Here is an 11,337-nt window from a genome sequence, read left to right as displayed (position 1 = left end):
ATCCCGGCAACCTGTTACGGCCCGAAGGCCGAACGTATTCACGGGATTGACGAACGGGTTTCAATTGCGTCGATGATGGAAGTCACCGAGGTGCTTGCCCTGTTCATTGCCGACTGGTGCGGCGTACAAAAGCGTGCTAGCTAGGGTCGAAACTCGTTCACATGACCGATCCGGCAACTGATATGAGAGAAAAAGCTAGGAAAATGCCGCAGATCGGGGTGATCCCCGGTCAAGGGATTTGACGCAGAGGCTTTCTCTCATATCAGTTGTCCTTTGGATCACCCGGATTTGCACGGGCTATTTTGTCGCAAAACCTTGAAAGATGTATATCTTCCTGCGGTTTTGCTTCGCATATCCGCACAAATCCGGGCGACCGGAACGATTATGTGAACGAGTTTCGACCCTACATCCCAATTCGAATAATATATCCAATGCTTTAACAAGGAGCGTTTCATGAGCATCCAGCGTCTTCACACCGGCCCGCGTATGAGCCAGGCCGTTGTCCATGGCAACACCATCTATCTGGCCGGCCAGGTTGGTAACCCCGATAGCGACATCACCAACCAGACCAAGGAATGCCTTGAAAAGGTTGATGCGCTTCTGGCCGAATGCGGTTCGAGCAAAGAAAACATCCTGTCGACCACCGTCTGGCTTGCCGACATGAAAGACTTTGCAGCAATGAACGCGGTTTGGGATGCATGGGTCCCGCAGGGTCACACCCCGGGTCGTGCCTGCGGCGAAGCAAAGCTTGCCACCCCGGATTATCTGGTTGAGTTCATCGTGATTGCGGCCAAGCCGTAAGTCACTTTGGCACCAATTAAAAAACGCCTGACGCGGGAAACCGGTCAGGCGTTTTTTGTTTCATCGGAAATCTGGCGGGCTATGCCCGGTCTTCGCGCGTGACGATCAGGGATGTCGCCTCAAGCGTTCTGTGCACCGGGCACTTATCAGCAATTTCGATCAGGCGTTGACGGGTGGCGTCATCCAGATCACCGGTGAACCGGATGATGCGTTCGAACCGGTCGATCTTGCCGCCCTTTGCCGAATGCTGTTCGCCGCATTCCGCGCAATCATCGGCATGGACTTTTTGATGCAGGACTTCGGCACGGATGGAATCAATCGGGATGCCCTTGTGATCGGCATACATCCGGATCGTCATCACTGTGCAACTGCCAAGCGCGGTTGACAGATAATCATAGGGCGACGGTCCACTATCGAGCCCGCCGACCTTTTCCGGCTCATCGGCCAGCAGGCGGTGCTTGCCCGCCATGACCATCGACTGGAACTTGCCAAGACCGGTTTCACGGACAATCACACCTTCGCCGATATCCGGTTTTGCCGATTTGCCTGCGGGCAGATATCGTTTTGCCCATGCGGCAATCACGGACGCAGCGTACTGCGCATCATCAGGATCGCTCAGCAAATGGTCTGCCTGATCGAGCGAGACAAAGCTTTTGGGATGCTTGGCCGCGTCAAAAATCTTGCCGGCATTTTCAATCCCGACAGTCTGATCAAGCGGCGCATGCAAAACCAGAAGCGCCTTTTTCATCTTGGCGACCTGTGCGGGCAGATCATATCCACCAAGGTCATCGACAAACTGCTTGCGAATGACAAACGGTCGCCCGCCAAGGCAAACTTCGGCCTCGCCCTTTTCGCGGATTTCATCAAGATGATCGGCAAAGTTATGGGTGACGTGTTGGACATCTGCCGGTGCGCCAATAGTTGCAACCGCTGTTGCCTCCTTGATGCGATCGGCCACCGCCAGAACCGCCGCCCCGCCAAGTGAATGTCCGATTAGAAGTTTCGGGGCCTCAAACGCGTCACGCAGGAAATCGGCCGCACGTTCAAGGTCATCAAGGTTGGATGTAAAGTTGGTCGAGGCGAAATCACCGCCCGATCCGCCCAGGCCGGTAAAATCAAACCGCAGCACACCGATGCCCTCAATCGTGAGCGCCTCGGCAATTTTGCGGGCCGCAATAAGATCCTTGGTACAGGTAAAACAATGGGCAAACAGCGCATAGGCCTTGACCGGGCCAGTCGGCAGGTCAAGCCGTGCGGCCAGTTCGGCACCATGGGCCCCTTCAAATGTCACCTTGATCGGTTTTCCGGGCATTGTCATTCTCCTGACCTTTGAGGGGTGAAATCATACTGCTCTTTCAGATAGTCCCCGATAATATCCTTCTTGATGCCACCGTAACACGGACAGTTCAGTGATGATCGTTCAAACCGAACGCACAATTTTGCGAGAAGCCACACATGACGACGCCCCGTTCATTCTTCAGCTGCTAAATGAGCCCGGATGGCTTCGGTTTATTGGTGATCGCAACATTCATGACCTTCAGGCGGCGCGGGATTATATCGATCTGCGTTTTCGCGAAAACTATGACAAGCTTGGCTTTGGGATGTGCGTTGCGCTGGAAAAACAAGGCCAAAGCCCGATTGGCCTGATCGGCTTTGTAAAGCGTGACACGCTTGATGCCCCTGATATCGGCTATGCCGTGACCGAGGCCCATCAGGGCAAGGGTTATGCCTATGAAGTCAGTTCAGCACTGATTAATCATGGCTGGCATCACTACGGGTTTGACAAGATTTATGGCTATTGCCTGCCTGAAAATGTCGCGTCCGTTCGGATGCTTGAAAAGCTTGGCCTGACCTATTTGCGTGATCAGGATGTCAATCATTCTGGCGAAATGTGCAGGCTTTATATGGCACCCCGTCCCTAAGACGCATCGCAAAGACCAAAACAAAACCCCGCGATCTGATGATGCGGGGTTTTTGATTATTTGCGGCGAATGCCGATCTTGCGACCAACCCCGGACGGGATGGGTAAATCGGCGTGCGCGTCCTTGATCTTGTTGAGTGTTTCCATGATGTCATCGGGGAACGGGGCCGAACGCCGTTCCTTCATGTTGATATGCATGGTGATGATTTCATTGGTCGCGGCCAGCCAGCCTTCAGTGCCATGGTGCATTTCATGATACATGTGAATGCGTTTCTGATCGCAATCCAGAACACGGGTATGGATCACATACGGATCATCCTGATGAATTTCGCGATCATAGGTCACATGCATTTCAAGCCCGAAGGTCGATCCGCCGCGCCGTTCGGGATAGCTATATCCCATCCCCACCGCATCAAGAAACGCCATCGATCCCAAATCGAATGCCACCACGTAGTAGCCGACATTCATATGGCCGTTGAAATCAATCCATTCAGGTTTGATATGCCCACGAAAGGCTTCAAGCGGCTCAGACGCAAACAGATCGGTGCTGATCATTTTTCGACGGCCTTTACGACCGCGACCGCCGCGACGAAATCTTCAAGCGAATGACCAACCGATTTAAAGACCGTGCATTCCGTATCAGATTCACGGCCTTTGACCTGCCCTCGGGTCAGGCCGAACAGATCGCCGATGATGTCGGATTTGGTAATCGCCCCGCTGTCGATGGCCTGTACGACGTCGCCGCCTTCGGCACTGGCCCCCTCAAAACTATCGACATAGATGCGGCACTTCTGCATGACCGCATCATCGGTTTCACGCATGGTTGGCTTGAACGCACCGACCAGATCAACGTGCGTTCCTTCACGCAGCCAATCCCCATGCACAAGTGGCGCGGTCGAAAGGGTTGCGCATGAAATCAGATCGGCGGATTTGCACGCCGCTTCGAGGTCATCGGTGCCCTTGGCATTAAAGCCGAGCGCGGCAATCTCGGTGGCGAGTTTTGCCGCCTTGTCGGGATTGCGGTTCCAGATCGTGACATTCTTGATCGGGCGAACCGATGCATGTGCCTTGATCAATTGGGGGGCCATCGCCCCGGACCCGACCATGACCATGTCGCTGGTATCCTGGCGCGCCAGATAGTCACATGCCAATGCGGATGCGGCGGCTGTGCGGCGCGTGGTCAGTTTGGTGCCATCAATAACGGCGGATGGTTGGCCGGTAACCGCATCGAGCAAAACATAGGTGCCGGAAACCGCCGGAAGATTGCGCGCCGAATTGCCCGGTACGACGGCGGCGATTTTCACACCAGCTGCGCCATCCTTTTGCCAGGCCGGCATGATCAGGAAGGTTGCGTTATCCTCGTTACTGCGTTCCATGTTGAAATGGCTGCGCAGGGGTGCTTCGCAGCCTTGTTCGAACCCGTCGCGAAGGGCTTCGACCAGATCACGGGGCGAGACGAATTTTTCGATATCTTCGGCAGTAATGAAACGCATGGGCCTTCCTGTATAAGCATTTTTGTTTTCAGTGCGGTAGCGGTCATATTTTATACCACGTCGCAGCCCGCACGTCACAGGAAGACCAGCAGTTTTTTATGCTGTTTTATGAGATTTTCCGGGGGATTTACGGCAACAAAAACCGTTTGAGCGTGCCAAACAGGGATCCGGTGCCAAGGAACACTTCTTCAAGCACGGTAAAGTGGTTGGCACCCCATGCCTTATAGACCGAAACCTTAAGCCCTGCACTGCCACAATAGGCACCATAGGCATCGCTTTGGCGGACAAATTCCGGGCTTTCATTACCGCCGACCACCACCATCAAGCGCGCATCAAGCGGCACACCATCAAGCATCGGTGAATTGTCGGCAGCTGACGCTTCGTCAAGGCGGACATCATCATTGATCGTCGTGTGCCGGATGGGTTCAAGATCAAAAACACCGGAAATCGGCACAATGGCCTCAAACGGCATCGCATCGCCGAGCGTTTCGGCCCAATCATGTGTGGCAAGGCGGGCCACGATCTGACCACCGGCGGAATGGCCCGAAATCGAAATCCGGTCACGGTCGCCGTTAAATTCTTCGATATGCTGATAAATATAGGCAATCGCGCGCACGGCTTCTTCGGTGATGTCGGCAACGGTTACATCCGGGCACAGGTCATAATTCGGGCAGATGACTGTGAACCCGGCGGCGACCAGATCACGCGCGACAAAGGCGTAATCCTTTTTGTCCTGACTGCGCCAATAACCACCATGGAAAAACACATGCACCGGTGCGCCCGGATCAGATGCCATGAAGATATCCATGGTTTCCTTGGGACCGTCGCCATAGCGCACATCAATCTTGCCGCCAAGCTGGGCACGGGTTTCTTCGGACAGTTTCACGAACCGTTCAAAATGGGTCATGAAGTCCGGCACGGTTTCGCGCGGATTATATTGCCATTCAAGCTCTGCTGCTGTGAAACCGCCCCAAGCCATCGGAACCTCATTATTATCGGTGAAAACGATCTCGCCCGGTTCAATCTTTCTTTAATTTCGGATTGTTTGCAAACACTTCGCAAAATAGATGGTGCTTTTAACCGAACTCACCAACGCGTACTGATCGCTCCCGCATAAAAAAGAGCCATGACCGGGTGTTAAACCCAATCATGGCCCCAATCCTTGGCCAGTCCCTTGCAGGGAGACTTTTAACGGCTCGAATGTGTGGCTTTTGAACCGCTTGCGACTGGCACAAGGTAAACTTTCTAACCGGCCTTTTTTTCAAACGGATCTTCGACAATCGGCCACAGGGCGCGGGTCAAATGGCGATATCCGTTCGTTTTCGGGTCGGACGGGTATGGTCCGTGCACATCGACATAAATGATTTCGCCCGCGATCTTGGCAAACGAGTCATAAAAATGGTTCGTCGATTTGATAAACAGGTATTTCTTCGATACCGGATCGATACCCATGTTGGAAAACAGGCTGGGATCAAAGCTTTGCGACCGGTTGGTATTGAGGATCACCTCCCCCCCGTCGGGCAGGATGATCACGGCGCAATCGCCAAGCGGAACGATGCTTTCGCCGAAATATTGCCAGGCATCGCGTTTCAAGGTTTTGACCCGGACCTGGGCATCAATCGGTGCACCGGCATGGGCACCGGTTTTCCCACCAAAACGCAGCGGTAAAACTGCCCCCTCGCCCGCAGAAAAACAGGTCCGTACGGCCATCGGATCCCACAGGGTGCCAAAGGCATAATCGTTAAGCCCGCGTTCGATCACGGCACGCAGCAAAATGGTGCTATCGCCAGGAACACCACCGCCCGGATTGTCCCAGACATCGGTCAGGACAATCGGTTTGGCATCGGATGCCAGCGCCTGATCAAGCGCATCATCGGGTTTGGCAAAATCAGGCCGGGTGGCCCCACGGAAACCAAACAACTCAACCCCCAGGTTTCGTGCTATCTGCCTGGCTTCCGCAGGGTTATCGTTGGTGGTGACAATCACCTTGGCCCCAAGATCGGGCACGTCACCGGCCATAAATCCGTGAATGAAGGATACCGACAAGATATTGCCTGTTCCCTCCATTGCCTTTGCCCGGTCAATGAATGACCGCATCGGCTCGCGCGAGGTCGGCAGGACCTCGATCATATGGCAGTCAAAAACTTCCTTGGTCGGTTTGATTTCGCCGCGCAATGTGCGCAATACAAGATCAACCACAGCCCGCCCGGTTTCGACAAAATCGGTATGCGGGAATTCCTTGAACGCGACAATAATGTCAGCGTTATCAATGCGTTTTGCGGTCAAATGACTGTGCGGATCGAAGCTTGTGCCAATCACGACATCAGGGCCGACAAGCGCACGAATGCGCGCAATCAGATCACCTTCGCAATCAAGGTAATCCTGGGCCACCATCGCCCCATGCAGACCAAGGATCACGCCATCGACCGGCATGGCCGCACGCAATTGGCCAAGCACCTCGTCGCGCAACTGCTCATAGGTTTGACGGTTGACCAACCCACCCGGTTCCGCCCATGTCGCGGTGCCTTCGATCAGATCCCAGCCTTCCTTGGCGGCACGCAGGCGGCCTTCGGTGAAGACAGCACTGCATAGTGTCGGGGTGACCGGATGCTGGCCCGGCGGGGCATAAAAGCTTTCCTGAAAATCGGAAAAATCAGTGCGCAAAGGTGAAAATGTATTGGTCTCGGTTGCAATCGAGGCGCAAAAAATCCGCATGGCCCGTGCCTTTGTTATTGGTCTTTTGATATCAGCTAAAGAATTCCGAAGGGGCGAGAACCCCGCCCCTTCGGCAATTGGAATGGCTTATTCCATGTAGCGGTTGGCGTTGGCCTTCTCGACTTCTTCCTTGAACAGGTTCAGAAGTTTGACGCCTTCATCGCCAAGGCTTTCCTGAACGTGTTTGACCACGACCGGCTGGGTTGCCTCTTTGAACTTTTCACGGTCTTCAGCCGACAGCGCGGTGATTTCCATTTTGTCCTTAAGACCGGCAAGACCACGATCAGATGCCTCGATCACGCGTGACACGCCACGGCTTGCAACAACGCAAGACTGTGCAGCGTAACGAATGATTTTCTGCTGATCGGCGGTCAGGTCATCCCAGAATGCCTTCGACAGCATCATGGTGTAAGGCGAGAACAGGTGGTTGGTCAGGGTCAGGTAGCCCTGAACTTCGTTGAACTTGGCAAAAGTCACGGTCGGAACCGGGTTCATCTGGCCATCGATCACACCGGTCTGAAGACCGGCATAAACTTCGCCCCAGGCCATCGGATATGCTTCGGCACCAAGGGCCTGCATGATTTTCTGATGGGATGGCAGCGACATCGTACGAATGCGTATACCCTTGAAATCTTCAAGCGTTGCAATCGAATGCTGCGAGTTGGTAACAGCAAAGAACCCGCCGGTATCCGGGAAGCCAAGAACCTTCACATCACCCAGTTCGCCTTCGATGTCGCTTGCAAGCGTCTCGCCAAACGGACCATCAAACACGTCATAGGTCGATGCGTTGCTATCAAACGCAAAGGCAAGGTTCAGAACGTCAATGCGCGGATAGTAAGATGCCAGCGCACCGGTCGAGGTCAGCGTGCCCTGGATCAGGCCATCACGGACCATCTGAACATGTTCGGCAGCCGAACCAAGCTGGTTGGACGGATAAACTTCGACTTCGATTTCACCGTTGGTGTCGGCTTCGACGATGTTGGCGAAAACAGCCGTGCAGGCATGTGCCGGGTTTTCAAACGGGTCAGTCTTGTTGTCGTGCGCGAATTTAAGAACCTTCGGCTCGGCGAATGCCATCGAGGTGCTGCCCATCAGCATCGCGGTTGCAAGGGCGGCTGCGCCCAAACGCTTTACGGTTTTCATTTCTACCTCTCCTTGATTTAACGACTTTATGTGTCCGGCGTTATTGTGGTGTGCGCCCCGGCCCGGACCTGACCGGGGCTATATTCATCCCGATGACCTACCGGAAGCCCAGCAATCGAGGTATCACGAGGGCCAGGTCAGACCAGAAGGCAAACAGGAACAGCACGCCCAGCTCGGCCAGAAGGAATGGCCAAAGTTGTGCGGCAATCTTTTCAAGCTTTTCACCAGTGACGGATGACAGAACAAACAGACAGGCCCCGACAGGTGGCGTCATCAGCGAGATGTTGAGTGCGAGGATAAAGATGATCCCGGCATGGATCGGGTCCATGCCGATCTGAACGGTCAGCGGCACCAGAACCGGGGCCAGAATGATCAGGATGGCATTGATATCCATCACCATGCCGATCATCAAAAGCAGACCAACAATCATGAAAATCACGATGTAGGGATTTTCTGAAACGCCCAGAACCATGCTTGCGACTTCTTGCGGGATGCGGTTGAAGCTCAGCCACCAGCCAAGGATCGACGCAAAGGCAATGATGACAAAGATCACCCCGGTCACACGTGCCGTGCGCACCAGCATCCTGAAGAAATCAGCAAAACTAAGCGCGCGGTAAACAAACACACCAATGAACAGGGCATAGGCCACGGCAACCGATGCGGCCTCGGTCGGGGTGACGATCCCGCCAAGGATACCGCCCAGAATGATCAGTGGCATGATCAGTGCGGTGATCGATGATTTGAAAATCTTCCAGACTTCCAAAAGTGACGCGCGGCGTTCATTCTTTGGCAGGTTCTTGGACCGTGCGGTCACTGCAATCACCGTCATGCAGATCAGGCAGATCATAAGTCCCGGCAGGATACCCGCGGCAAACAGACCACCGATCGAAACGCCCATCAGCGATCCATAAACAACCATCAAACCCGATGGCGGAATGGTCGGCCCGATGATCGATCCGGCGGCAGTCACCGCACAGGCGTAATCCCGGCGATATCCGCGTTCGACCATGGCAGGTACCAGCGTCTTGCCAAAGGCCGCGGCATCGGCGGTTGCGGCCCCGGTAAGACCGGCAAAGAAAACAGATGCCAGCATGTTGGTGTGTGCCAGCCCGCCGCGCATATGTCCGACGAGTGCCTGGGCGAACTTCACCAACCGACTGGTAATGCCGATATGGTTCATGATTTCGCCAGCCAGAATAAAGAACGGCATGGCAAGGAACGGGAAGACATTCAGCCCGTTAAAGACCTTGCTTGGACCCTGGGACAAGAACATCCCCCCGCCCATGTCAAACAGGCCAACAACACCTGCCACACCCAGGGCAAAGCCAATCGGCATGCCCAGAACCATCAGAACGACAAAGATAATGGCGACGATCATTCTGCGCCCTCCGCAAGATCAACCGGGACAAAACGGCCCTGATCACGCAAGGCAACGAGGAGGAGCTGAATGGCAGCAAGCGATGCCGAAACCGGCACGGCCGCATACGGCAGTGCCAGTGACATGCCGAAAATCATCGCCTGACGGCGCATGCCGCCTTGGGCAAAATCAAAACCATAAATCGCAAGGTAAAGGAAGGCTGCGAGCGCAATCAGGTCCACCAGAAACAGGATTGTGCGCTGGATCGGCATCGGCAGGCTGAGAACAAACATGCCAATCCCGATATGTTCGCGCCGCGCAATCCCGGCCGAGATCGCCAGAAGTGCCGCCCAGATCATCAGATAGCGCGCCAGTTCTTCCGGCCATGGCAGTTGCCAATGAAATAAGTATCGGTCAACGACACCCAGCCAGACGTCCAGAACAAGAACAAGCATCAGAACCGCTATGATGCGTTCAACCACCCAATTCAGGCACCGGCTTGCGGTTGCAGCTGTGGTTTCAATACGGCGTAAAGCCATCTCCGCCAAACTCTCCACTGATCAAATGTTATGTAATTTTTCTACATACTGAGGTCCATTTTGTAGTTTGTCTACATTATTTATCTCCAAAGTTTCATATTTTTGCTCTTAAACTGACTTTTAAACTGCTATAAGTAGCTTAACTACATTACGAGGTTTCGCAGCACCCCTGTTTCGATCAGACTTTCAAGCAGGAAATTCACCAATCGGATCAAGGATTAAGGCGCCCAGGATCCCAACGCCCCAAAGCCCGAAACAGCAACTTCGCCGTCTCGTGCATTGAATAACTACATGGTCGATTTCGACCGGGTTAATGTCGGGCAAAACGAGGATATTTGATGTGAGAAAACACGCATGCGGGGTACTGAGATGACGCTTAAATTGAAATTGTGGCTATCGCCTGCAAACGGAAATAATGTTAGTTCCCAATAAGGTGTCGGTTTTGACACACCAAACCAGATAGACGGATCAGGTCGATTCCATGCAACAAACCGCCGACATCATCAGCCTGCTGCGCAGCCAGTCGGGCAAATTTCCGAACCGCGAACAACTGGTCGCGGACTATGTCAGCGCACATCTGGAAGATGTCACAACCATCGCCCTGTCCGATCTGGCGAAAAATGTCGGGGTCAGCGAACCCACCGTCATTCGGTTTTGCCGCACATTGGGGTGCGACGGGTTTCGCGATTTTAAAATCCGTCTGGCGCAAAACCTTGCCGTCAGCATTCAGTATCTGACATCCGAAGACATTTCAGATGACACAACCGCCGCAGACGTTCTGTCAAACCATGTGCTGGGTGTGATCATTGATAACCTGCGTCTGCTGCGCGATCAGTTATCGTCTGATCAAATTGACCAGGCGGCGGACATTCTGGTCAAGGCACGTCAGGTGGCGTTTTTCGGGGTTGGGGGTGGATCGACCACCGTGGCGTTTGACGCGGCAAACCGCTTTTTCCGGTTGGGAATTCCGGCGCAATCGCAAAGTGACGGCTATTTGCAACGTATGCTGGCCTCGACCTTTGGCGCCGAGGACGTGATTTTTGCGATCTCCACCAGTGGTCGCCCGACGGAAATCATCCATTCCGCTGCCATTGCCCGCCAATATGGCGCCAAGGTCATCTCTTTGACCAACCCTGACAGCCCGCTTGCCGCTGAAAGTGACTTGGTCATATCAATCAATATGCCGGAAAACCCCGACATTTATAAACCAACCGCCACACGCCATGCATTTCTGGCGACAATTGATGTGATTGCGACGGCGGTGGCACGACGCATGCCCGATCAGGCCAAGGAAAAGCTGCGACGCATTCGCTCGTCGCTGCTGACGGTCAATCCCCCAACCGGGCACCAACCCATCGGCGACTAAGC

General features: G+C 54.1%; 11 protein-coding genes. 3 read left to right on the top strand and 8 right to left on the bottom strand.

Annotated elements, in window-relative coordinates; all coding sequences use genetic code 11:
* The first annotated feature begins 453 nt into the window (after positions 1 to 453).
* Entirely contained in the window at positions 454 to 801 is a 348-nt protein-coding gene (locus tag B2T33_RS03685; RefSeq protein ID WP_008891872.1) for a RidA family protein, read from the top strand.
* Between the two features lie 79 nt (positions 802 to 880).
* On the opposite strand, the gene B2T33_RS03680 is transcribed toward B2T33_RS03685, so the two are convergent.
* Complete coding sequence (locus B2T33_RS03680; RefSeq protein ID WP_286791176.1) at positions 881 to 2,113, bottom strand: bifunctional alpha/beta hydrolase/OsmC family protein; 1,233 nt, start codon at positions 2,111 to 2,113, stop codon at positions 881 to 883.
* A gap of 100 nt (positions 2,114 to 2,213) precedes the next feature.
* On the opposite strand from B2T33_RS03680, the gene B2T33_RS03675 reads away from it, so the two are divergent.
* Positions 2,214 to 2,723 (top strand): GNAT family N-acetyltransferase, encoded by a 510-nt coding sequence (locus B2T33_RS03675; protein WP_286791175.1) that lies wholly within the window; start codon positions 2,214 to 2,216, stop codon positions 2,721 to 2,723.
* Between the two features lie 56 nt (positions 2,724 to 2,779).
* Here B2T33_RS03675 and B2T33_RS03670 read toward each other — a convergent pair whose 3' ends face one another.
* The 7 genes from B2T33_RS03670 to B2T33_RS03640 form a co-directional block, all read right to left on the bottom strand.
* Positions 2,780 to 3,277, bottom strand: a complete 498-nt coding sequence (locus B2T33_RS03670) for a thioesterase family protein (RefSeq protein WP_286791174.1) — start codon at positions 3,275 to 3,277, stop codon at positions 2,780 to 2,782.
* Positions 3,274 to 4,215: an ornithine cyclodeaminase family protein gene (locus tag B2T33_RS03665; RefSeq protein ID WP_286791173.1), complete on the bottom strand. Its 942-nt coding sequence runs from the start codon at positions 4,213 to 4,215 to the stop codon at positions 3,274 to 3,276. The genes B2T33_RS03670 and B2T33_RS03665 overlap by 4 nt, the downstream gene beginning before the upstream one ends.
* Positions 4,216 to 4,342: 127 nt before the next feature.
* The gene (locus B2T33_RS03660) at positions 4,343 to 5,194 is read right to left on the bottom strand and encodes an alpha/beta hydrolase (RefSeq protein WP_286791172.1); all 852 of its coding nucleotides are present in this window, start codon (positions 5,192 to 5,194) and stop codon (positions 4,343 to 4,345) included.
* Positions 5,195 to 5,460: 266 nt separating this feature from the next.
* Positions 5,461 to 6,930 carry a M81 family metallopeptidase gene (locus tag B2T33_RS03655; protein ID WP_286791171.1) on the bottom strand — a complete coding sequence of 490 codons (1,470 nt, stop codon included), beginning with the start codon at positions 6,928 to 6,930 and terminating at the stop codon, positions 5,461 to 5,463.
* A gap of 87 nt (positions 6,931 to 7,017) precedes the next feature.
* A complete protein-coding gene (locus B2T33_RS03650) occupies positions 7,018 to 8,073 on the bottom strand; it encodes a DctP family TRAP transporter solute-binding subunit (RefSeq protein ID WP_063086912.1) in 1,056 nt (351 codons plus the stop codon).
* 97 nt (positions 8,074 to 8,170) lie between these two features.
* The gene (locus B2T33_RS03645) at positions 8,171 to 9,451 is read right to left on the bottom strand and encodes a TRAP transporter large permease (protein WP_008891880.1); all 1,281 of its coding nucleotides are present in this window, start codon (positions 9,449 to 9,451) and stop codon (positions 8,171 to 8,173) included.
* Complete coding sequence (locus tag B2T33_RS03640) at positions 9,448 to 9,969, bottom strand: TRAP transporter small permease (protein WP_286791170.1); 522 nt, start codon at positions 9,967 to 9,969, stop codon at positions 9,448 to 9,450. Before B2T33_RS03640 ends, B2T33_RS03645 begins: the two co-directional genes overlap by 4 nt.
* 481 nt (positions 9,970 to 10,450) lie before the next feature.
* Between B2T33_RS03640 and B2T33_RS03635 the strand changes: the two genes are divergently transcribed.
* Complete coding sequence (locus B2T33_RS03635) at positions 10,451 to 11,335, top strand: MurR/RpiR family transcriptional regulator (RefSeq protein WP_008891882.1); 885 nt, start codon at positions 10,451 to 10,453, stop codon at positions 11,333 to 11,335.
* Positions 11,336 to 11,337: the final 2 nt, after the last annotated feature.

This window comes from Thalassospira sp. UBA4513 (assembly GCF_002388495.1).
In the GTDB taxonomy this organism is placed as follows: domain Bacteria; phylum Pseudomonadota; class Alphaproteobacteria; order Rhodospirillales; family Thalassospiraceae; genus Thalassospira; species Thalassospira tepidiphila.
This window is presented reverse-complemented; position numbering and strand designations above follow the sequence as displayed.

What these genes read in the sequence shown, in the direction of transcription:
- B2T33_RS03665 (WP_286791173.1), bottom strand. Translation starts at nt 4,215, where the DNA reads ATGCGTTTCATTACTGCCGAAGATATCGAAAAATTCGTCTCGCCCCGT.
- B2T33_RS03675 (WP_286791175.1), top strand. Translation starts at nt 2,214, where the DNA reads ATGATCGTTCAAACCGAACGCACAATTTTGCGAGAAGCCACACATGAC.
- B2T33_RS03640 (WP_286791170.1), bottom strand. Translation starts at nt 9,969, where the DNA reads ATGGCTTTACGCCGTATTGAAACCACAGCTGCAACCGCAAGCCGGTGC.
- B2T33_RS03660 (WP_286791172.1), bottom strand. Translation starts at nt 5,194, where the DNA reads ATGGCTTGGGGCGGTTTCACAGCAGCAGAGCTTGAATGGCAATATAAT.
- B2T33_RS03680 (WP_286791176.1), bottom strand. Translation starts at nt 2,113, where the DNA reads ATGCCCGGAAAACCGATCAAGGTGACATTTGAAGGGGCCCATGGTGCC.
- B2T33_RS03655 (WP_286791171.1), bottom strand. Translation starts at nt 6,930, where the DNA reads ATGCGGATTTTTTGCGCCTCGATTGCAACCGAGACCAATACATTTTCA.
- B2T33_RS03650 (WP_063086912.1), bottom strand. Translation starts at nt 8,073, where the DNA reads ATGAAAACCGTAAAGCGTTTGGGCGCAGCCGCCCTTGCAACCGCGATG.
- B2T33_RS03635 (WP_008891882.1), top strand. Translation starts at nt 10,451, where the DNA reads ATGCAACAAACCGCCGACATCATCAGCCTGCTGCGCAGCCAGTCGGGC.
- B2T33_RS03645 (WP_008891880.1), bottom strand. Translation starts at nt 9,451, where the DNA reads ATGATCGTCGCCATTATCTTTGTCGTTCTGATGGTTCTGGGCATGCCG.
- B2T33_RS03670 (WP_286791174.1), bottom strand. Translation starts at nt 3,277, where the DNA reads ATGATCAGCACCGATCTGTTTGCGTCTGAGCCGCTTGAAGCCTTTCGT.
- B2T33_RS03685 (WP_008891872.1), top strand. Translation starts at nt 454, where the DNA reads ATGAGCATCCAGCGTCTTCACACCGGCCCGCGTATGAGCCAGGCCGTT.